Here is a 19,481-nt window from a genome sequence, read left to right on the forward strand (position 1 = left end):
GCGGCGCGCGGCAGGGTGGAGACACCAGCCGGGGCCACGGCCGGGGCCACCGCCCCGGCGGCGATCACTCGCCGAAGCCCGTCCGTCCCTCCGCCACCGCGCCCCCATGCCCAGGAGCAGCCATGACCGCCTACGCCCTCGCCCACTTCCGCGACAGCCGGCCGCACACCGACCTCATCGCCTACGTGGAGAAGATCCAGGCCACCCTCGACCCGTACGCGGGGCGCTTCCTCGTCCACGGCGGCGCGCTCGACGTCGTCGAGGGGGAGTGGCGCGGCAGCGTGGTGCTGATCGAGTTCCCGGGCCGCGCCGAGGCCGAGGGCTGGTACGCGTCCCCCGCCTACCAGGAGATCCTCCCGCTGCGCACCGACCATGTGGTCGGCGACATCGTCATCGTGGACGGCGTCGGGCCGGACTACGACCCGGCCGAGAAGGCCGCCGTGTTCCGGGAGGCCCTGGCCGCGGAGGCCGGCGCGTAGCCGGGCGTCGCATGGTCCGGGCGGCGTGGTCGGCTAGGCCGGCACCCGGGCGTCGCCGCGGAAGACCTGCTCCGTGTGCCAGGCGATGTGCGCGGCCGCGACCGGCTCGCTGCCGGGCCGCGGGCCGATGAGTTCACGCCCGCCGAGGTCCAGCACCTGGGTACGGCCGGTCTCGCTCCGGGCGACGAACTGCTGAGAGACCATGATCCGGTGGCGGCCGTCGAGCCCCAGCACGCCGGAGTCGAACAGCTTGTGGTGCAGCGAGCACAGGCACAGCCCGTTGGAGACCTCGTCCGGTCCGGCATGCGCCCACCAGCGCACATGTGCCGCCTCCAGCCCGACCGGGGAGCGGCCGAGGACCCCGTCGAAGCCGCAGAAGGCGCAGCGGTGCGCGTAGGCGACCAGCACCCGCCGCCGCATCTCCGCGTCGCGCCGCCGCGCCTCGGGGGTCGGGGGCGCCGGCGGCCACGCGCCGTCGGCGGCGGTCAGGTCCAGGCCGACGGCGTCCACGATGTCGGTGCGCAGCGAGGGCGGGAAGTGCCGTTCCAGCAGCAGGTGGGCCAGCCGGCCCAGCAGGGCGGGGTCCCGCGACAGTTCGGTGCGCAGGCCCGGCGCCAGTCGTCCCGCCGCGCCGCTGGACCGCAGCAGCCCGACGGTGGTGCCGGGGCTGCCGGGGCCGGCGTGGGTCCGCACCTCCCAGACGCCGTCGCTCGTCAGATGGTGGAAGGGATAGGCGGGCGAGGTGCGGTGGTTGGGGCCGAAGTCCTCCAACAGCCGCTGGAGGTCGGCCTCCACCTCGGTGAAGCGCAGGGCGGCGTCGGGGTCGCGCTGGAACCGCGCCAGCGCGTAGAGCACGAGCAGCGGCTTGTGTGGGGCACGCCGTCCGTTCTGCGACCACTGCCGCAGGTTCCGTATGCGCTCCGCCCAGTCCATGGGGGGACTGTAGTCGCGGCGGTCGCTTCGTCGGTCGGCGGGCTGTCACACGGTCGCGTGCTCGGCGACCGTGAAGACCTCGCCTCCGCGCGGGACGCCGACTCCCCGCCAGGTGAAGGGGATTCCACGGGCCACGTCCAGGTCCGGGTGGTCCATCAGCTGGAAGTGCACATGCGGCTCACTGGAGTTGCCGGAGTTGCCGCAGCGGGCGAGTCGCTGGCCCGCGCGGACGCGATCGCCCGCGCGGACGGTCAGCGAACCGCGCCGCAGATGCGCGTACATGGCGTAGGTGCCGTCGCCCAGGTCGAGGACGAGGTGGTTGCCGGTGATCCGGCTCGGGCCGCCCATCTCGCGGAACATCCCCTCCACGAGCAGGTAGAGCAGGGCGGGGAACGAGTTGCGGCTGAGGTGGTCGCGCTGTCGGTCGGTGGCGCGGACGACGGTCGCGTCGGCCACGGCGAGCAGCGGGGCCCCGAAGGCCGGGAAGGCGCGGTTGCGGCGGGCCAGGGGCCACCAGCCGAAGTTTGGGCGGGCGCCGTCCGCCGGCTCGGCCACGATGTCGATCGCGTACGTCTGTCCGTAGGCGTGGGTGCCGTGGCTGGGCACCGAGTCGGCCGGGCTGTTCAGGGCCGACCAGCGGCCGCTGACGGGCGGGTCGACCTCGACCGGAGCGGGCCTTCCGGCGTGGACGGCGTCCTCGGCCCTGGGTTCCGGGTCCGTCCCCGTCGGGCGTTCCCCGCCGGCGGCCGTGGACGCGGGCTGCGCGCCCTCGCCGGGGCGCCGGTTCATCACGGAGGCCAGGGTGAGCGCCAGCCCGAGCGGGATCCAGCCCCAGAGGTACGGGAGGTCGTAGAAGAAGCCCGCCGTGCAGTAGCCGATGAAGACGATCCAGCTGCACCGGTACAGCACCATGCCTGCCTTGCGCATGGAAGTTCCCCCAGAGGTCGTGTGTGGAAAGGGCGTCGCGCGGTCGGGTGGTCGTCTCGACCGCTCAGGGAGCGCCGCGGGCGCCGGGCCGGCGACGCCGTCGAGGAGGCGCCGTGGGCCCGGTCCGTCGGAGCCCGCGTCAGGGGCGCGCCGCGGCCAGCGCCACCAGCAGCGGCACCACCCGCCCGGCGGGCACCTCGTACCGTCCGCGGCCCGTGGTGTGCAGCCAGCCGGCGGCGGTCAGTTGGCGCAGGTGGTGGTAGATCTGCCCGGTGGTCCCGAGCCCGTCGAGCTCGGCCAGCTCGGCCACGGTGCGGCGGCCGCCCAGGATCTCGCGCAGCAGCCGCATCCGCACCGCGTGACCCAGGGCCGCGAAGGACTCGGCCGCCGTCGACCAGTCCTCCTCCAGCAGCGCCTCGGTCGGCAGCCCGTACTGCCACTCGTATCGCTCGCCCGGCGGCAGCCGGACCGCGCCGGTGAACAGCACCCCACCGCTTCGCAGGTCCTCCCGCGCGAGCTGCGCCTTGAGGCCCTCCAGCGCCCAGAACTCGGCGTCCCCCGCCTCCTCCCGCGCCCGCTCGGCCCCGTCCGGGCCGGTGCCCCGGCCCGTCGCCTCCTCCAGCGCCGCGAGCCGGCGCTCCAGTGCGGCGACCCGCTCCTCCAGCTCCATGCTTTGAGATTACGTAATTACGTAATGTTTGGCAAAACGAGAGGGCGGCCGCGGGGTCGCGACCGCCCTCGCTGCCCTGGGGCGCGGCGCTACGCGTCGTCCGCGCGGGGGATCACGCGTCGCCCGCGCGGGCCACGCCGACCGGGCAGGAGACGCCCGTGCCGCCGATCCCGCAGTAGCCCGCCGGGTTCTTGTCCAAGTACTGCTGGTGGTACGGCTCGGCCGGATGGAAGGGGCCGGCGGGGAGGATCTCGGTGGTGATGTCGCCGTAGCCGGACTGTCGGAGGACGGTCTGGTAGGCCGCGCGGGACGCCTCCGCCTCGCGCTGCTGATCGGGTCCGTGGGTGTAGACCGCGGAGCGGTACTGGGTGCCGACGTCGTTGCCCTGGCGGAAGCCCTGGGTGGGGTCGTGGGCCTCCCAGAAGACCTTCAGCAGCGACCCGTAGGAGGTCACGGACGGGTCGAAGACCACGCGGACCGCCTCGGTGTGGCCGGTCAGGCCGCTGCAGACCTCTTCGTAGGTCGGGTTCGGGGTGTGCCCGCCCTGGTAGCCGACGAGGGTGGTCCACACGCCGGGGGCCTGCCAGAACTTCCGCTCGGCGCCCCAGAAGCAGCCCAGGCCGAAGTCGGCGACGGCCAGGCCCTCCGGGTAGGGGCCGGCCAGCGGGTTGCCGAGCACCGTGTGGCGCTCGGGCAGCGCGAACTGCGGCTCCGCGCGACCGCGCAGAGCCTCCTCGGGGGAGGGCAGGTGGGACTTGTGGCGGTGGAACAGCATCTCGGCGCTCCCTCGGGGTCGCTGGGCGTAGCCACCCGTAGAACGCCCGGGGGCCCGCCCGCATTCCTCGGGCCGGCCCCGCGTCTGTTCCCGTGCGGGCGATCGCGTCGGGCGGGCCGTGACGGCCGGACCGGACCTCACGCCCGCGCGTGCGGGACGCCGGCCACCTCGTCGCACCCGGCGTCCCGGTCCCGGCTCTCACGCCCACGCGTGCGGGACGCCGGCCGTCAGCGCGGCAGCGTCGCCGGGGTGCCGCCCTGGGACTCCCAGCCCGACACCGCCACCGTGCGGTAGGCGACGTACGCCACCGCCGGGTCCTCGTTGAGGGACCACGGCAGCGCACCCACGTGTCCGTCCACCCGCCGCAGCTGCTCGATCGCCTCCCCGTAGCGCTCCGCCTGCACCAGGAACCAGGCCAGCAGGTGCCGCACATGGGGCAGCACCGGGTGGTCGGCGGGGGCGTGGTGCACCGCGAACCGGGCGCCCTCGATGGCCTCCGAGACCACCGCGCTCTGGTAGAGCCCGCGCACCAGGTTGACCTCCGGCAGGTGCTCGAAGACGGCGAACAGCGGCAGCGCCGGCAGCAGGCTGCGCTCCGGCGCCGAGCCGGCGGCCGCGCGGGCCCAGCCCTCCGCCTGGTCCTGCGAGCCGTGCCAGGACGCGCTCCAGTAGGGGAGGGCCGCCAGGTGGGCGCCCATGTGCTGCGGCGCGAGCTTGGTGACCTTGGCCCACAGCTCCTCGAAGTCGGCCTGACGGTAGGCGAGTCCGCGCGCGACGGCCAGTTCGGTGATGTGCGGGACCGGGTCGCCGGGGGCCAGCAGCGCCGCCTCGGCGCAGACCGTACGGGCCTCCTCCATGATCATTCGGAAGTCGTCGGAGGACGGGTCGCGCAGCGCCCGCGCCACCAGGAACTGGGCGTGCACGGCCGCGCCGCCCGGGTCCTTCGGGGCCTCCACCCGCCAGGTCCGCAGCCACATGCCGCCCTCGCCCGGCGCCTGCGCCAGCTCGTGCGCCGCCGCCCCCGCCAGCGTCAGGACGCGCTGCCAGCGCAGCTCCGAGCCGGCCTCGGTGAGCGCCAGCAGCCGCGCCGCCGGCTGCCAGTCCCGGCCGCGGCGGATCTCCTCCAGGACGTCGGCGAGCTGCTGGTCGGGGCCGGGCAGCCGGACGTCGAGCCGCTCCGGGGGCAGAAAGCCGTACGCGTTCGGGTCGCCGGCGCGCGTCGCCGCCTGAAGGACCTCCTGGTTCCCGCGCATCCTCCGCAGGGCGGGCACGACGATCACCCCGCCGATCATGACGATGCCGATCAGGATGAGGAGGTATTCCATGGCCTGTCCCGTGAGAGTCGGAGGTGTCGTGCGCCCGCGCGGAGCGCGGTGTGCGGACACGCCCTGCGGGCGCGTGCCGCGCGAGCCGCTCCTACAGCGTATGCATCCGCGCCGCGGACCGGGGCGGGCGACGACCACGGGGCGGCGACTACGCTCGGATACATGACCGACTTCGACAGCTTCGAGACGCTCGCCATCCACGCGGGCCAGGAGGCGGACCCGCTCACCGGCGCCGTCGTCCCGCCGATCTACCAGGTGTCCACCTACAAGCAGGACGGCGTGGGCGGCCTGCGCGGCGGCTATGAGTACAGCCGCTCCGCCAACCCCACCCGTACCGCCCTGGAGGAGAACCTGGCAGCGTTGGAAGGCGGCCGCCGCGGCCTCGCCTTCGCGTCCGGGCTGGCGGCCGAGGACTGCCTGCTGCGCACCCTGCTGGTCCCCGGCGACCACGTCGTCATCCCGAACGACGCCTATGGCGGCACGTTCCGCCTCTTCGCCAAGGTCGTCGAGCGGTGGGGCGTGGAGTGGTCGGTCGCCGACACCTCCGACCCGGCCGCGGTGCGCGCCGCGCTGCGTCCCCGCACCAAGGTGATCTGGGTGGAGACGCCCTCCAACCCGCTCCTGGGCATCAGCGACATCGCCGTCCTCGCCGAGGTCGCGCACTCCGCCGGGGCCCGCCTCGTCGTGGACAACACCTTCGCCAGCCCCTACCTCCAGCAGCCGCTGGCGCTGGGCGCGGACGTCGTGGTGCACTCCACCACCAAGTACATGGGCGGCCACTCCGACGTCGTCGGCGGCGCCCTGGTGACGTCCGACGCCGAGCTGGGCGAGGAACTGGCCTACCACCAGAACGCGATGGGCGCGGTCGCCGGCCCGTTCGACTCCTGGCTGGTGCTGCGGGGCATCAAGACCCTCGCGGTCCGCATGGACCGGCACGGCGCCAACGCCGCCCGCGTCGCCGAGCTGCTCACCTCGCACCCCAAGGTGGCGCAGGTCTACTACCCGGGGCTGCCCGAGCACGCGGGCCACGAGATCGCCGCCAAGCAGATGCGCGGCTTCGGCGGGATGATCTCCTTCCGCGTCGCGGGCGGCGAGGAGGCGGCCGTCGAGGTCTGCAACCGCGCCAAGCTCTTCACCCTCGGCGAGTCCCTCGGCGGCGTCGAGTCGCTCATCGAGCACCCGGGCCGGATGACCCACGCCTCGACCGCGGGCTCCGCCCTGGAGGTCCCCGCCGACCTGGTCCGTCTCTCGGTGGGCATCGAGTCCGCGGACGACCTGATCGCGGACCTCACCCAGGCGCTGGGCTGACCCCCGCGCGATGGGCGGGTGCCGAGCGGCGCCCGCCCACCGGACGCTCACCAGCCCTCCAGCGGAGGCGTCGTCTCCGCTGGAGCGACGTGCCACGGCTCGGTCAGCGACGCCCACACGGCGAAGGCGACGACGGCGAGCCACAGCAGCCACCAGCCCACGGCGCGCACCGCGCGGCGCCGCCGCAGGATCCGGTGGCCCCGCGCGGCCGCCACGGTGGCCAGCCAGGGCGGTGTGACGGGGTGCGGCGGCGCGTCCAGCAGCCGCCGCACCCGGTCCGTCCTGCGTTCGTGCGCGTTCACCGGGCCGCTCCCGCGCCGGTCGCCGACACCCCGGCCGCCCGCCCCGGGACGTCCCCCGATCCGCCCTCCGGTCCGCCGTCGCGGCCACCGGGCCCACTCGGCGCCCGCGCGCCGCGCGGGGGCCGCGCGACGCCGCCGTGCACCGCGCTCACCGCGCGGGCGCAGACGACCCGGACCCGCTCGGGCGAGAGACCCAGTACGGCGGCGACCTGTTCCTCCGCGACGCCCTCGTGGAGACGCAGCACCAGCACCAGGCGCTCCTGCGGGGTGAGGCGACCCAGCACGCCACCGCGCGGGCGGCGGTACTGCCAGGCGGTGTGGGCGAAGCGGGCGGCGAGCTCCCGGCGGGCGCGGTCGTACGGATCCTCGCCGCGTGGCCGGTCCGCGACCCAGGAGGCGTACGTACGGGCCAGGGCGGCGGCCAGCAGCCGCTCGGCGGCCTCGCAGGAGCCGAAGGGCCCGCCCGTCAGCAGCGCGGCGGCGCGCAGCAGCCGCCCGCCCGCGCCCGCCACGAAGGAATCGAACTCCCGGGCCCGACGGAGCTCGCGCACCGCCCGTCGCTCTCGCAACAGCGCCTCCCGTGTCCGCTCGGCGCGTCACCCGGGGCACGGGGTGCGGTTCGCGGCCGGAAGCGGCCGGCCCATGAGGAACGCGCCTCCCTAAGAGCACACGCCAGGCCCGCCCGCGCGGTCAAGAGGCGGGAGCGGCCTGCGGCAGGGAGGTGTGGATGGCCGACAGCGCGGTGTTGAACCGGGTGAGCAACTCGCAGAAGGCGTCGCGCTCCTCCGCCGTCCACCCCTCGGTCACCACCGCCATCAGTTCGCGTCGGGAGGACCGCACCTCCTCCAGCCGCGCCTTGCCGCGCTGGGAGAGCTGGAGCACGACCGCGCGGCCGTCCTCCGGGTGCGAGGTGCGCTTCACCATGCCGGAGTCGACCAGCGGGGCGACCTGCCGGGTCACGGTCGAGGAGTCGATCCCCATGCCCGCGGCGAGCGCCTTGACCCCCATCGGGCCTTCCTGGTCAAGTCGGTTGAGCAGCAGGTACGCGGCGCGGTCCATGGAGTTCCGCGCCTGGCCGAGGCCGCCGAGGCGGGTCTGCTCCGCGCGGCGCGCGAAGAGCGCGACCTGGTGCTGCAGGGTGTCGAGGACGTTCGCGGGGTTCGCGACCTCCGTGACGTTCGTATCGAGTTGAGTCGTCATGTCCGAAGAGGTGGGCATGGCCTGGAGCTCACTTCGTGCGGTGGTCTGTGGAATGGGGCACAGAGTACGCGGCCGCGGCGTTCCCCGTACCCGCGCTGCACAAACCTGTCGTCTCCGCCTGGCGGCCGTCACGCCGACGAGGCGAGCTGCGAGACTGGCACCATGGCACGAGTTGCACCAGCGGTCACGCTCGATGACGTGCGTGAGGCCCAGAAGATCCTGTCGGGAGTGGCTCGGACGACGGCGCTGGAGGGCAGCCGTTATCTGACCGGACTGCTCGGCGCGCCCGTCCACTTCAAGTGCGAGAACCTCCAGCGGACCGGATCGTTCAAGGTCCGCGGCGCCTATGTGCGGATCGCGGGGCTGTCGCCGGAGGAGCGGGGGGCCGGCGTGGTGGCGGCCAGCGCCGGCAACCACGCGCAGGGCGTGGCGCTCGCCGCCTCCCTGCTCGGCGTGGCCTCCACGGTGTTCATGCCGAAGGGCGCGCCGCTGCCGAAGGTCGCCGCGACGCGTGACTACGGGGCGCGGGTGCGGCTGCACGGCCAGAGCTTCGACGAGACGCTGCACGCCGCTCAGGAGTACGCGCGCAGCACCGGCGCGGTCTTCATCCACCCCTACGACCACCCCGATGTGATCGCCGGGCAGGGCACGGTCGGCCTGGAGATCCTGGAGCAGTGCCCGGAGGTGCGCACCGTCCTGGTGGGCGTCGGCGGCGGAGGGCTGGCGGCCGGGGTCGCGGTGGCCGTCAAGGCGCTGCGGCCGGACGTGCGCGTGGTGGGCGTCCAGGCGGCCGGCTCCGCCTCGTACCCGCCCTCGCTGGCCGCCGGTCGTCCGGTCTCCATCGAGGCGCCCACGACGATGGCCGACGGCATCAAGGTGGGGCGGCCCGGCGACATACCGTTCGAAATCATTGGTGATCTCGTCGACGACATCCGTACCGTGTCCGAGGACGCACTCTCCAGCGCGCTGCTGCTGTGCCTGGAGCGGGCGAAGCTCGTGGTGGAGCCGGCTGGAGCCAGCCCGGTGGCCGCGCTGCTGTCGGATCCCGAGGAGTTCGCGGGGCCGGTGGTGGCGGTGCTGTCGGGCGGCAACGTGGATCCGCTGCTGCTCCAGCGGATCCTGCGCCACGGCATGGCCGCGGCGGGGCGCTACCTGTCGCTGCGGCTGCGGCTCACCGACCGCCCCGGAGCGCTGGCCACCCTGCTGGGGGTCCTCTCCGAGGCGAACGCCAACGTCCTCGACGTGAGTCACGTACGAACCGATCCGCGGCTCGGGCTCACGGAGGCCGAGGTGGAGCTGCACCTGGAGACGGAGGGACCGGAGCACTGCGGGGCGGTCGCCAAAGCACTGCGCGTGGCCGGCTACACGGTGATGCCCTGACACGGGAGGTTTCCACGAGCGGGCCGCACCGCGCAGAAAGGGTTCTCCAGGGCGTACGACATTCCGCCAACCGGCGGGATTAATCCGGCAAACGTACGATTCTTGTCTGAGTCACCCAAGAATCTGGGGGAGTACATGCCAGGCGCCATCTATGCCGAGGGTCTGGTGAAGACCTTCGGTGACGTCAAGGCTCTGGACGGTGTCGATCTCGACGTACCCGAAGGAACCGTGCTCGGACTGCTCGGCCCGAACGGGGCGGGCAAGACCACCGCGGTGCGCGTGCTGACCACGCTGCTACGGCCCGACAGCGGCACCGCGCGGGTCGCGGGGGTGGACGTGCTGAAGCACCCCAACGACGTGCGCCGCGCCATCGGCCTCTCCGGTCAGTTCGCCGCCGTCGACGAGTATCTGACCGGCCGCGAGAACCTGCGAATGGTCGGCCAGCTCTATCAGATGAGCGGGCGCGAGGCGAAGGCCCGCGCGGGGGAGCTGCTGGAGCGGTTCAACCTCGCGGACGCCGCGGACCGCCCGGCCAAGACCTACTCCGGCGGCATGCGCCGCAGACTCGACCTGGCGGCCGCCCTGGTCGTCAGCCCGCCGGTGATGTTCATGGACGAGCCGACCACCGGGCTCGACCCGCGCAATCGGCAGGCACTGTGGGACGTCATCCAGGAGTTGGTGGCACAGGGCACCACGCTGCTGCTGACCACGCAGTACCTGGAGGAGGCGGACCACCTCGCCGACGACATCGCGGTGGTCGACCACGGGCGGGTGATCGCCCGCGGCACCTCCGATCAGCTCAAGGCCCAGACGGGCGGCGAGCGGGTGGAGGTGGTGGTGCACGACGGCGAGCACATCCCCACCGCCGTCGGGGTGCTGCGCACCCTCGGGAAGGGCGAGACGACCGTCCAGGGGCACACCCGGAAGGTCACCGTCCCGGTCAGCGGCGGGGCCAAGCTCCTCGCCGAGGTGATCCGCGAGCTGGACGCGCGGGGTGTGGAGATCGACGACATCGGGCTGCGCCGTCCGACCCTGGACGACGTGTTCCTCTCGCTGACCGGGCACACCGCCGAGACCGGCGCCTCCGAGGGCGAGCGGAACGGGGAGGTCGCGCCATGAGCGTGGTACGGAAGACCGGTACGAGCGGTCGCGGCGGCTCCGGCGGGGTCGGCGGGGTCGGCGGTTCGGGCGGCACCGCCATCGTGGCCCCGCGCCCGCGCGGTGGGCCCGTTCAGGCGGTGCGCGACTCGCTCGTCATCGCCCAGCGGAACATCATCCGCATGGCCCGGATCCCCGAAGTCGTCATTTTCGGACTTATCCAGCCGATTATGTTTGTGGTGCTGTTCAGCTACGTATTCGGCGGTTCGATCGCCGTCGGCGGTTCCACCGACCCGTCGGTCTACCGCGAATTCCTTATGGCGGGAATCTTCGCGCAAACCGTCACCTTCGCCACGGCGGGCGCCGGCGCCGGCATCGCCGAGGACATGCACAAGGGCCTCATCGACCGCTTCCGGTCACTGCCGATGGCCCGTGGCGCGGTGCTCACCGGCCGCACCCTCGCCGACCTGGTGCAGACGGCGCTCACGCTGGTGGTGCTGGCCGTCGTCGCGGTCATCGTGGGCTGGCGGGTGCACGAGGGGCTCCTCAAGGCGCTGGCGGGCTTCTGCCTGCTGCTCCTGCTGGGGCACGCGTTCTCGTGGATCGGGGCGCTGATCGGGCTGTCGGTGCGGACCCCGGAGGCGGCCACCTCCGGTGGCCTGATCTGGCTCTTCCCGCTGACCTTCGTCTCCAACGCCTTCGTGCCCGCCGACCGCATGCCCACCGTGCTGCGGCACATCGCCGAGTGGAACCCGTTCAGCGCCACCGTGCAGGCGTGCCGGGAGCTGTTCGGCAACCTCCCGCCCGGCTACCCGGTGCCGGACGCCTGGCCGATGCAGCACCCGATCCAGGCCTCGCTGCTGTGGTCCCTGCTGATCATCGGCTGCTTCCGGACCCTGGCGGTGCGCAAGTACCGCTCGGCCGCCGCGTAGCGCGCGTCGACGGCCGCGCGGGGCGCGCGTCGGCGGGGTCCCGGGTCCCGGGTGTCCGCGGGGCTCCGTGGACACCCGGCGGCGCGCGGGGCCTCCTGACGGCTCCAGGACGCGAGAAACCCCCCGGCGCAAGGCGGCCGGGGGGTCACGCGAACCCGTGTCAGCCGTGGTACGGCTTGGCGTCCAGGATCCGCACGGTGGCGGTCTTCCCGTTCGGCAGCTCGTAGTCGGCGTCCTCGCCGACCTTCTTGCCATTCACACCCGCGCCCAACGGCGACTGCGGCGAGTAGGTCTCGATCTCCGTGCTCGCGTACTCGCGCGACGCCAGCAGGAAGGTGAGGGTGTCGTCCGGGTCGCCGTCGAAGGCGATGGTGACGACCATGCCGGGGGCCACCACACCGGTGTCCGCGGGGGCCTCGCCCACCTTCGCCTTCTCCAGGAGCTGCGTCAGCTGCCGCACGCGGAGTTCCTGCTTGCCCTGCTCTTCCTTGGCGGCGTGGTACCCGCCGTTCTCCCGCAGGTCACCTTCCTCGCGGGCAGCCTCGATCTTCTTCGCGATCTCGACACGTGCGGGACCCGACAGGTACTCCAGCTCGGCCTTGAGCTGGTCGTACGCCTCCTGGGTCAGCCAGGTGACGCTCTCGCTGGTCTGGGTCACAGGTGCTCCTCGTAGGTGCTGGGAATACAAATCAACGCCCTACTCAGAAGGGTGCGCCTTCAAAGCCGGGCGAAACCACGAGCCTAACAATTACGGCGCAAAAGGGGGAGGAGGGCAGCGGAATGAATGCGTATGAAACGCAACAGTCCTGGTCAGAGCGGCGGTGTCGAGAATCACTCGCCCGTGCGCGGAGGCCGATGTCGGACGGGAAGAGAAACCCGACTTCGGACGGGCCGTCGCCGGCGGCGTCGTGTCGACCGCCGTGCGGGCGAGGCGGGCGACATGGAGGGGCGGGGGCGCGGGGAGCGTTCGGAGCGTACGGGAAGGGAATCAGCCGTTCCGCCGCTGGCCGCGCGGAGCCCCCGACGCGGGTTCGCCGCCGCGCGGGCGGCGTACGGGCGGGAGGGCGGCGTACGGCGGGAGGGGCGCGGCGAGGGGGCGGACCGGTGGCGTGGCGCGGATGGCCTGCCGGGACGGGCCGCGGGGGCGGGGTCAGCCGTCGGAGGTGTTCTTGCAGCCGACCAGCTCGGCGTTGGTCCCGCGCTCGGTGGTGTGGATGGTGACGATCTCGTCCACCTGCTCGGTGCGCTGGTCGAAGGTGACGTCGCGGCGGCCGACCTCGGTGCCGTCCTCGGCGCGGGAGCGCAGGGTGCAGACGCCGGTGTCGTCCTTGCCCTTGCGGACCTCCAGGTGCACCTTGACGACGTCGTCCGAGACCACCTGGAAACCGATCAGACGGCCGCTGACGTCCTGGCCTGTGATGTAGGAGTAGCCCGACCAGACGACCACGCCGAGCAGCGCGGTGCCGAGCACCCCGCCGATGATCTTCAGCTTGCGGTCGGCGCGCTCGTCGGCGGACCGGCCGTAGCGGCCCTCCGGCTTGCCCGCTGGCACCGTCGCCATGATCGTTCCTCCTCATGGGGCCCGGAATTATTCGTCCCCGATTTGGGTCACTATAGAAGCCGCCTTCCGCGACGAATCAATGAGGATCGAGCCTTGACTGAGCAGCTGCGACTGATGGCCGTGCACGCCCATCCCGACGACGAGTCGAGCAAGGGCGCGGCCACCATGGCGAAGTACGTGTCCGAGGGGGTGGACGTGCTGGTCGCGACCTGCACGGGTGGCGAGCGCGGCTCCATCCTCAACCCCAAGCTCCAGGGCGACACGTACATCGAGGAGCACATCCACGAGGTGCGCAAGAAGGAGATGGACGAGGCGCGCGAGATCCTCGGCGTCAAGCAGGAGTGGCTGGGCTTCGTCGACTCCGGACTGCCCGAGGGCGACCCGCTGCCGCCGCTGCCCGAGGGGTGCTTCGCGCTCCAGGACGTGGACGAGGCGGCCGGGGCGCTGGTGAAGCTCATCCGCGAGTTCCGGCCGCACGTGATCACCACGTACGACGAGAACGGCGGTTATCCGCACCCCGACCACATCATGACCCACAAGATCTCGATGGTCGCCTTCGACGCCGCCGGTGACCCGGAGAAGTATCCGGGCACCGGCGAGCCGTGGCAGCCGCTGAAGCTCTACTACAACCAGGGCTTCAACCGGCCGCGCACCGTCGCGCTGCACGAGGCGCTGCTGGAGCGCGGCCTGGAGTCGCCGTACGGGGAGTGGCTGGAGCGCTGGAAGTCCTTCCAGAAGCGGGAGCGCACCCTGACCACCTACGTCCCCTGCGCGGACTTCTTCGAGATCCGCGACAAGGCGCTGATCGCGCACCGCACCCAGATCGACCCCGACGGCGGCTGGTTCCGGGTCCCGATGGAGATCCAGAAGGAGGTCTGGCCGACGGAGGAGTACGAGCTGGCCAGGTCCCTGGTGGATACCTCCCTCCCCGAGGACGACCTCTTCGCGGGCATCCGCAACAATTGAGCCCATGATGAGCGCGACCAGCTCCCTGGCCATGACGCACGCGTCCACCGCTTTCCAGCTCGCCAAAGAACTGGACAAGAACAAGGTGACGCCGGGCGTCCTCGGCTTCATCGTGTTCGCGGTGATCGGCGTCGCCGTGTGGTTCCTGATGAAGTCGATGAACAAGCACATGGGGAAGGTGAACTTCGAGGAGCACCCGGAGCCGGCCACGGCCGGCGCGGGCGCGGGCGCCGTGGCGGCGTCCACGGCGGCGAAGCCCTCGAAGGCCACCCCGGACGACAAGAGCGCCTAGCCGGCGCCGGTCGGCGAGAGCCGATCGCGGAACGGCGCGGTCGAACCGTCGGGCCCCGAGCCCCGACGGCCCGGCCGCGCTTCGGCGACGCCGGAGACCGGCGGCCGTGCCCGGAGACCCTCGGCGGTGGTGCTCGGAGACCGGCGGCCGTGACCCGGGGTGGCGGCCATGCCGGTGCTGGGGCCGGGCGGCCATACCTGCGCCTGGGCCCGGCGGCCATGCCCGTGCCGGGGGCCCGGCGGGCCACGCCCATGCCGGGAGCGGCGGTCAAGCCTGCGCCTGGGGCGGCGGCCACGGCTGTGCCTCTGCCTGGGCGGCGGCCATGTCGGGGTGATGCGGCTGGCTGCTGCGTCCCGGCCGTCGCGTGCCTGGCCGCACCTCCCACCAGACCTCGGCCGTAGTCCCGGGCGTCAGCCGTATGTCCGCGCGCCGGGGCGTTCACCCGCCGCCGGGCCGTGGACCTGCCGGCGCGCTGCGCCCGCGCCCGCGCGGCGGGGCGTTCACCCGCCGCCAGGCCGCGGACCGCCCGCGCGCTCCCGCGACGCCCACGCACTCCAGCCGTGCCCGCGCGGCGGGCCGGCTCCGCGCACTGTCCCGGAAGGCTTCCGTGTCACCGGCCCTCCGCGCGGCCGGGCACCCCGGCACCACCGCCCCGGTCCGCTCCGCGCCCCCCGGCGCCCCCACTCCGCTCAGCCGCTCAGCCCGCGCCGAGGTGCCTCACCCCGTCCGCGTAAGGGGCACCCCGGTGCGACGAGGCGGGCACCCGCGGCGACGGGCTTCCGCTGTCTCACCGATCAGTCCCCGACTTCTTGCGGACACTGACTGACCGCAACGGTTCCTAGCGTGATCCACATGGACCACAGCACGGAACAGGACCCGGCGATCACGCCCTTCCGTATCGACATTCCGCAGGCCGATCTCGATGATCTGCGCGACCGGCTGGCACGGACCCGCTGGCCCGACGAACTGCCCGGGGCCGGCTGGGACTACGGCGTCGCCCTGCCGTATCTGAAGGAGCTCGTCGGCTACTGGGCCGATGGTTACGACTGGCGCGCGCACGAGGCCCGACTCAACGGCTTTCCGCAGTTCACCACCGTCATCGACGGCCAGCGGGTGCACTTCCTACACGTCCGCTCCCCGGAGCCCGACGCCACCCCGCTGATCATCACCCATGGCTGGCCCAGCACCGTCAACGACTTCGTGGACATCATCGGCCCGCTCACCGACCCCCGGGCGCACGGCGGTGACCCGGCCGACGCCTTCCATGTCGTCGCGCCCTCCGTCCCCGGCTTCGCCTTCTCCGGACCCACCCGGGAGAAGGGCTGGAACACCGGGCGCATCGCCCGCGCCTGGGCCGAACTCATGCGCCGTCTCGGCTACGAGCGCTACGGCGCCCAGGGCGGCGACTTCGGCGCCATCGTCTCGCCCCAGCTCGGCCGGGTCGCCCCCGAGCAGGTGATCGGCGTGCACGTCAACGCCCTCGCCGACGCCGCGATCGCCACCGGCCCCGAGGAACTGGAGCTGTTGACCGCCGCCGAACGGGAGCAGGCGCTGGCCAACGAAGCGTGGTGGTACGGCCACTCCGGTTACGCCACGCAGATGAGCACCCGCCCGCAGACCGTGGCCTACGCCCTCAACGACTCGCCGGCCGGGCAACTGGCGTGGAACCTGGAATGGTTCGTCGACCACGACCCCACCCGTACGGAGCAGACGCCGGCCGACCGCGACGCCGTGCTGACCAACGTCAGCGCCCTCTGGCTGACCGGCACCGCCGGTTCCGCGGCCCGGCTCTACCGCGAGGCCGGGGCCGACGGCTGGGGCGTGCGCCCGGAGCCCTCGGGGGTGCCCACCGGGGTGGCCAACTTCCTCGGCGACCACGCCATCCGGGGCCTCGCCGCCCTCTCGCACCGCATCACCCACTGGTCCGACATCCCCGCCGGCGGCCACTTCGCCTCGCTCCAGGCCCCCGACCTCCTCGTCGACGACGTCCGAGGCTTCTTCCGCACGCTGCGCTGACCGTCGGCCGAAGGGAGTACGGGACACCGCCGCCGGGCCCGGGGCCCGGCGGCGGCCCGCTTAACCGACCCGCCCACCTCCGCGCAAGGCAGCCGGTGGAGCTGTGGACAACGCGCGCACCACGCCTGTGGACAACACGGGCGGGATCGAGCGGATGCGCGAAGATGGAGGCATGTCCAACCGCTTGGCGCACGAGACGTCCCCCTACCTCCTCCAGCACGCCGAGAACCCGGTCGACTGGCTGCCGTGGTCCGACGAGGCGTTCGCGGAGGCCCGCCGCCGTGCGGTGCCGGTGCTGCTCAGCGTGGGCTATTCGAGTTGCCACTGGTGCCATGTGATGGCGCACGAGAGCTTCGAAGACGAGGAGACGGCCGCCTACCTCAACGAGCACTTCGTGTCCGTGAAGGTCGACCGGGAGGAGCGGCCGGACGTCGACGCGGTCTACATGGAGGCGGTGCAGGCGGCCACGGGGCAGGGTGGCTGGCCCATGACGGTGTTCCTCACCCCCGAGGCCGAGCCCTTCTACTTCGGCACCTACTTCCCGCCCGAGCCCCGCCACGGCATGCCGTCCTTCCGGCAGGTCCTGGAGGGGGTGCGGACGGCATGGGCGGACCGCCGGGACGAGGTGGCCGAGGTCGCCGGGCGGATCGTGCGGGACCTCGCCGGGCGCACCCTGGCCTTCGACGCGCCACACCCGCCGGGCCAGGACGACCTGCACGCCGCGCTGATGGGGCTGGCCAGAGAGTTCGACGCGGTGCGCGGCGGCTTCGGGGGAGCGCCGAAGTTCCCGCCGTCCATGGTGCTGGAGTTCCTGCTGCGGCACCACGCGCGCACCGGTTCCGAGGGCGCGCTCCAGATGGTGCAGGCCACCTGCGAGGCGATGGCCCGCGGCGGCATCTACGACCAGCTCGGCGGCGGCTTCGCGCGCTACGCGGTGGATGGCGGCTGGACGGTGCCGCACTTCGAGAAGATGCTCTACGACAACGCGCTGCTGTGCCGGGTCTACGCCCATCTGTGGCGCGCCACCGGCTCCGACCTGGCGCGTCGTATCGCCCTGGAGACGGCGGACTTCATGGTCCGGGAGCTGCGCACCGATCAGGGCGGCCTGGCCTCCGCGCTCGACGCCGACAGCGACGACGGCAGCGGCGCGCATGTGGAGGGCGCCTTCTACGTCTGGACGCCGGAGCGGCTGCGCGAGGTCCTGGGCGAGGAGGACGGGCGGTTCGCCGAGGGGTACTTCGGGGTGACCGAGGACGGCACCTTCGAGCACGGCACGTCGGTGCTGCAACTGCCGGACGGGGAGCCGCTGGTCGACGCCGCTCGGGTGGCCTCCGTGCGGCAGCGGCTGCTGGAGGCCCGGGAGCGGCGGCCGCGCCCCGGCCGGGACGACAAGATCGTGGCGGCGTGGAACGGGCTGGCCGTGGCCGCGCTGGCCGAGACGGGCGCGTACTTCGACCGCCCCGACCTGATCGAGGCCGCCACCGAGACCGCCGATCTGCTGGTGCGCACCCACATGGACTACCACGGGCGGCTGACCCGCACCTCCCTGGACGGCCAGGCCGGCACCCACGCGGGCGTCCTGGAGGACTACGCCGATGTGGCCGAGGGGTTCCTGGCGCTCGCGGCCGTCAGCGGGGAGGCGGTCTGGGTGGAGTTCGCCGGGCTGCTCCTGGACACGGTGCTGCGACACTTCGCCGCCCCGGACGGCGCCCTGTACGACACCGCCGACGACGCCGAGGCGCTGATCCGCCGCCCCCAGGACCCGACGGACAACGCGGCGCCCTCCGGCTGGACGGCCGCCGCCGGCGCCCTGCTCTCGTACGCGGCCCTCACGGGCTCCAGCCGGCACCGGGAGGCCGCCGAGAGAGCGCTGGGCGTGGTCACCGCGCTGGGGTCGCGCGTGCCCCGGTTCATCGGCTGGGGGCTGGCGGTGGCCGAGGCGGTGTTCGACGGGCCGCGTGAGATCGCCGTCGTCGGCTCGCTGGAGGACCCGGCCACCCGTGCCCTGCACCGGACCGCCCTGCTGGGCACCGCCCCCGGTGCGGTGGTCGCCGTCGGCCCGCCCGGCTCGGAGGAACTGCCGCTGCTGGCGGACCGTCCGCTCTTCAAGGAGCGTCCCGCGGCCTATGTCTGCCGCAACTTCACGTGTGACGCGCCGACAGGGGAGCCCAAGGTGCTGGCCTCACTGATCGTCGGACGGTCCTGAGATCGGCCCGCCCGCCCTGCCCCGCCTGCCCCGTGCATTGACCCGCCCGCCCCGAGCCGCCTGCCTGCCCCGTGCATTGACCCGCCTGCCCCGTGCCTTGGCCGCCTGCCTGACTCGCCTGCCCTGACCCGTCAGGGTGCCGTCAGGGTGCCGACCGGCTGTCACGAGGCCCCGCCGCGTCCTGGCAGGGCCCATGGGGCGCCGCCCGGGGGCCGTGAAAACAGCGGCCCGGGCGGGGCGGGCCCGAAGGCTCACCTCCGCCCGGGCCGGGGCTCGGCTCAGGGGGTGACGGTGCGCTGGCTCAGCCGTGCTGGTAGGCCACCAGCGACACCCCGACGTAGTGCACGACGAAGGCCGCGAGGGTGAAGGAGTGGAACACCTCGTGGAAGCCGAACCAGCGCGGTGAGGGGTTCGGCCGCTTGGTCCCGTAGATCACCGCGCCGATGCTGTAGAGCACACCGCCGACGATGATCAGGACCATGACGGCGATGCCGCCGGTGCGCATGAAGTCGGGGAGGAAGAAGACCGCCGCCCAGCCCAGCGCTATGTAGCAGGGGGTGTAGAGCCAGCGCGGGGCGCCGACCCAGAAGACCCGGAAGGCTATCCCGGCCAGCGCGCCGGCCCAGACCAGCCACAGCAGCAACTGCTGCTTGCCCTCCGGCAGAAGCAGCAGCGTGAAGGGCGTGTAGGTGCCCGCGATGATCAGGAAGATGTTCGCGTGGTCCAGCCGGCGCAGCACGGCCGAGGCCCGCGGGCCCCAGTCGCCCCGGTGGTAGAGCGCGCTCACCCCGAACAGCGCACAGGCCGTCAGGGTGAAGATCGCGCAGGCCAGGCGCCCGCGCGGGCTGTCGGCGAGGGCGGTCAGAATCACGCCCGAGATCAGGACGGCCGGAAACATCCCGGCATGCAGCCACCCTCGCAGTCTCGGCTTGAGCGGCATCGGTAGGGCCGTCTCCCCTAGGGGGGCGGCCAGTTCGGATCCTCCCGGGAGGGAGTCCACGGCGGCGTCGGGCGCGGTGGCAGTCATGGCGTAATGCTACCTACGCCACCGTAGGTTACGGCCCGGTATCGAGTGGTGATGGTCACGGAGGTGCCCTCTGGACAGATCGGC

20 protein-coding genes are annotated in these 19,481 nt (G+C 73.1%); 9 read left to right on the top strand and 11 right to left on the bottom strand.

Annotated features, from left to right (window positions below):
* Window positions 1-122: 122 nt before the first annotated feature.
* Window positions 123-479, top strand: coding sequence for a DUF1330 domain-containing protein (locus tag CD790_RS02225; protein WP_144381237.1), 357 nt, complete (start codon window positions 123-125; stop codon window positions 477-479).
* A gap of 33 nt (window positions 480-512) precedes the next feature.
* Here the strand turns inward: CD790_RS02225 and CD790_RS02230 are convergent, their stop codons facing one another.
* The 5 genes from CD790_RS02230 to CD790_RS02250 all read right to left on the bottom strand — a co-directional run bounded on the left by CD790_RS02230 (window position 513) and on the right by CD790_RS02250 (window position 5,109).
* Window positions 513-1,412: a phosphorothioated DNA-binding restriction endonuclease gene (locus tag CD790_RS02230; RefSeq protein WP_144381238.1), complete on the bottom strand. Its 900-nt coding sequence runs from the start codon at window positions 1,410-1,412 to the stop codon at window positions 513-515.
* A 45-nt stretch (window positions 1,413-1,457) separates the two neighbouring features.
* Window positions 1,458-2,339, bottom strand: a complete 882-nt coding sequence (locus CD790_RS02235) for a M23 family metallopeptidase (RefSeq protein ID WP_144381239.1) — start codon at window positions 2,337-2,339, stop codon at window positions 1,458-1,460.
* Between the two features lie 139 nt (window positions 2,340-2,478).
* Window positions 2,479-3,009, bottom strand: a complete 531-nt coding sequence (locus CD790_RS02240) for a helix-turn-helix transcriptional regulator (protein WP_144381240.1) — start codon at window positions 3,007-3,009, stop codon at window positions 2,479-2,481.
* Window positions 3,010-3,121: 112 nt separating this feature from the next.
* Window positions 3,122-3,784 (bottom strand): peptide-methionine (S)-S-oxide reductase MsrA, encoded by a 663-nt coding sequence (gene msrA / locus CD790_RS02245; protein ID WP_144381241.1) that lies wholly within the window; start codon window positions 3,782-3,784, stop codon window positions 3,122-3,124.
* A 227-nt stretch (window positions 3,785-4,011) separates the two neighbouring features.
* The gene (locus tag CD790_RS02250; RefSeq protein WP_144381242.1) at window positions 4,012-5,109 is read right to left on the bottom strand and encodes a hypothetical protein; all 1,098 of its coding nucleotides are present in this window, start codon (window positions 5,107-5,109) and stop codon (window positions 4,012-4,014) included.
* A gap of 162 nt (window positions 5,110-5,271) precedes the next feature.
* On the opposite strand from CD790_RS02250, the gene CD790_RS02255 reads away from it, so the two are divergent.
* Window positions 5,272-6,417, top strand: a complete 1,146-nt coding sequence (locus CD790_RS02255) for a cystathionine gamma-synthase (RefSeq protein ID WP_144381243.1) — start codon at window positions 5,272-5,274, stop codon at window positions 6,415-6,417.
* A 47-nt stretch (window positions 6,418-6,464) separates the two neighbouring features.
* Here CD790_RS02255 and CD790_RS34375 read toward each other — a convergent pair whose 3' ends face one another.
* From CD790_RS34375 to CD790_RS02265, 3 genes are all read right to left on the bottom strand, one after another.
* Window positions 6,465-6,719 (bottom strand): hypothetical protein, encoded by a 255-nt coding sequence (locus CD790_RS34375; protein ID WP_186318836.1) that lies wholly within the window; start codon window positions 6,717-6,719, stop codon window positions 6,465-6,467.
* Window positions 6,716-7,288, bottom strand: a complete 573-nt coding sequence (locus tag CD790_RS02260) for a sigma factor-like helix-turn-helix DNA-binding protein (RefSeq protein ID WP_186318837.1) — start codon at window positions 7,286-7,288, stop codon at window positions 6,716-6,718. The genes CD790_RS34375 and CD790_RS02260 overlap by 4 nt, the downstream gene beginning before the upstream one ends.
* Before the next feature lie 121 nt (window positions 7,289-7,409).
* Window positions 7,410-7,937 (bottom strand): MarR family winged helix-turn-helix transcriptional regulator, encoded by a 528-nt coding sequence (locus CD790_RS02265; RefSeq protein WP_144381244.1) that lies wholly within the window; start codon window positions 7,935-7,937, stop codon window positions 7,410-7,412.
* Between the two features lie 144 nt (window positions 7,938-8,081).
* On the opposite strand from CD790_RS02265, the gene ilvA reads away from it, so the two are divergent.
* The 3 genes from ilvA (at window position 8,082) to CD790_RS02280 (ending at window position 11,329) form a co-directional block, all read left to right on the top strand.
* Window positions 8,082-9,299: a threonine ammonia-lyase gene (gene ilvA, locus CD790_RS02270; protein ID WP_144381245.1), complete on the top strand. Its 1,218-nt coding sequence runs from the start codon at window positions 8,082-8,084 to the stop codon at window positions 9,297-9,299.
* Window positions 9,300-9,434: 135 nt separating this feature from the next.
* Window positions 9,435-10,418 carry an ATP-binding cassette domain-containing protein gene (locus tag CD790_RS02275; protein WP_144381246.1) on the top strand — a complete coding sequence of 328 codons (984 nt, stop codon included), beginning with the start codon at window positions 9,435-9,437 and terminating at the stop codon, window positions 10,416-10,418.
* A complete protein-coding gene (locus CD790_RS02280; protein WP_144381247.1) occupies window positions 10,415-11,329 on the top strand; it encodes an ABC transporter permease in 915 nt (304 codons plus the stop codon). The genes CD790_RS02275 and CD790_RS02280 overlap by 4 nt, the downstream gene beginning before the upstream one ends.
* Before the next feature lie 160 nt (window positions 11,330-11,489).
* Here the strand turns inward: CD790_RS02280 and greA are convergent, their stop codons facing one another.
* Complete coding sequence (gene greA, locus CD790_RS02285) at window positions 11,490-11,987, bottom strand: transcription elongation factor GreA (RefSeq protein WP_144381248.1); 498 nt, start codon at window positions 11,985-11,987, stop codon at window positions 11,490-11,492.
* Between the two features lie 492 nt (window positions 11,988-12,479).
* On the bottom strand, window positions 12,480-12,890 hold the full coding sequence (locus CD790_RS02295; protein WP_144381249.1) for a DUF4307 domain-containing protein: 411 nt from the start codon (window positions 12,888-12,890) through the stop codon (window positions 12,480-12,482).
* A 93-nt stretch (window positions 12,891-12,983) separates the two neighbouring features.
* On the opposite strand from CD790_RS02295, the gene mca reads away from it, so the two are divergent.
* From mca to CD790_RS02315, 4 genes are all read left to right on the top strand, one after another.
* Window positions 12,984-13,856 (top strand): mycothiol conjugate amidase Mca, encoded by an 873-nt coding sequence (gene mca / locus CD790_RS02300; protein WP_144381250.1) that lies wholly within the window; start codon window positions 12,984-12,986, stop codon window positions 13,854-13,856.
* A gap of 4 nt (window positions 13,857-13,860) precedes the next feature.
* On the top strand, window positions 13,861-14,148 hold the full coding sequence (locus CD790_RS02305; protein WP_399216834.1) for a hypothetical protein: 288 nt from the start codon (window positions 13,861-13,863) through the stop codon (window positions 14,146-14,148).
* Window positions 14,149-15,000: 852 nt separating this feature from the next.
* Window positions 15,001-16,164, top strand: coding sequence for an epoxide hydrolase family protein (locus tag CD790_RS02310; protein ID WP_186318838.1), 1,164 nt, complete (start codon window positions 15,001-15,003; stop codon window positions 16,162-16,164).
* Window positions 16,165-16,336: 172 nt separating this feature from the next.
* Complete coding sequence (locus tag CD790_RS02315) at window positions 16,337-18,370, top strand: thioredoxin domain-containing protein (protein WP_144381251.1); 2,034 nt, start codon at window positions 16,337-16,339, stop codon at window positions 18,368-18,370.
* Between the two features lie 301 nt (window positions 18,371-18,671).
* Here CD790_RS02315 and CD790_RS02320 read toward each other — a convergent pair whose 3' ends face one another.
* Entirely contained in the window at window positions 18,672-19,397 is a 726-nt protein-coding gene (locus CD790_RS02320; protein WP_144381252.1) for a hemolysin III family protein, read from the bottom strand.
* Between the last annotated feature and the right edge of the window lie 84 nt (window positions 19,398-19,481).

Source organism: Streptomyces sp. SAJ15 (genome assembly GCF_007595705.1).
In the GTDB taxonomy this organism is placed as follows: domain Bacteria; phylum Actinomycetota; class Actinomycetes; order Streptomycetales; family Streptomycetaceae; genus Streptomyces.

Coding starts and splice junctions, on each gene's coding strand:
- CD790_RS02280 (WP_144381247.1), top strand. CDS start 10,415: ATGAGCGTGGTACGGAAGACCGGTACGAGCGGTCGCGGCGGCTCCGGC.
- CD790_RS02305 (WP_399216834.1), top strand. CDS start 13,861: ATGATGAGCGCGACCAGCTCCCTGGCCATGACGCACGCGTCCACCGCT.
- CD790_RS02240 (WP_144381240.1), bottom strand. CDS start 3,009: ATGGAGCTGGAGGAGCGGGTCGCCGCACTGGAGCGCCGGCTCGCGGCG.
- CD790_RS02320 (WP_144381252.1), bottom strand. CDS start 19,397: ATGACTGCCACCGCGCCCGACGCCGCCGTGGACTCCCTCCCGGGAGGA.
- CD790_RS02230 (WP_144381238.1), bottom strand. CDS start 1,412: ATGGACTGGGCGGAGCGCATACGGAACCTGCGGCAGTGGTCGCAGAAC.
- CD790_RS02310 (WP_186318838.1), top strand. CDS start 15,001: ATGGACCACAGCACGGAACAGGACCCGGCGATCACGCCCTTCCGTATC.
- ilvA (WP_144381245.1), top strand. CDS start 8,082: ATGGCACGAGTTGCACCAGCGGTCACGCTCGATGACGTGCGTGAGGCC.
- CD790_RS02295 (WP_144381249.1), bottom strand. CDS start 12,890: ATGGCGACGGTGCCAGCGGGCAAGCCGGAGGGCCGCTACGGCCGGTCC.
- CD790_RS02315 (WP_144381251.1), top strand. CDS start 16,337: ATGTCCAACCGCTTGGCGCACGAGACGTCCCCCTACCTCCTCCAGCAC.
- CD790_RS02250 (WP_144381242.1), bottom strand. CDS start 5,109: ATGGAATACCTCCTCATCCTGATCGGCATCGTCATGATCGGCGGGGTG.
- msrA (WP_144381241.1), bottom strand. CDS start 3,784: ATGCTGTTCCACCGCCACAAGTCCCACCTGCCCTCCCCCGAGGAGGCT.
- CD790_RS02225 (WP_144381237.1), top strand. CDS start 123: ATGACCGCCTACGCCCTCGCCCACTTCCGCGACAGCCGGCCGCACACC.
- CD790_RS02275 (WP_144381246.1), top strand. CDS start 9,435: ATGCCAGGCGCCATCTATGCCGAGGGTCTGGTGAAGACCTTCGGTGAC.
- CD790_RS02255 (WP_144381243.1), top strand. CDS start 5,272: ATGACCGACTTCGACAGCTTCGAGACGCTCGCCATCCACGCGGGCCAG.
- CD790_RS02235 (WP_144381239.1), bottom strand. CDS start 2,339: ATGCGCAAGGCAGGCATGGTGCTGTACCGGTGCAGCTGGATCGTCTTC.
- CD790_RS02265 (WP_144381244.1), bottom strand. CDS start 7,937: ATGCCCACCTCTTCGGACATGACGACTCAACTCGATACGAACGTCACG.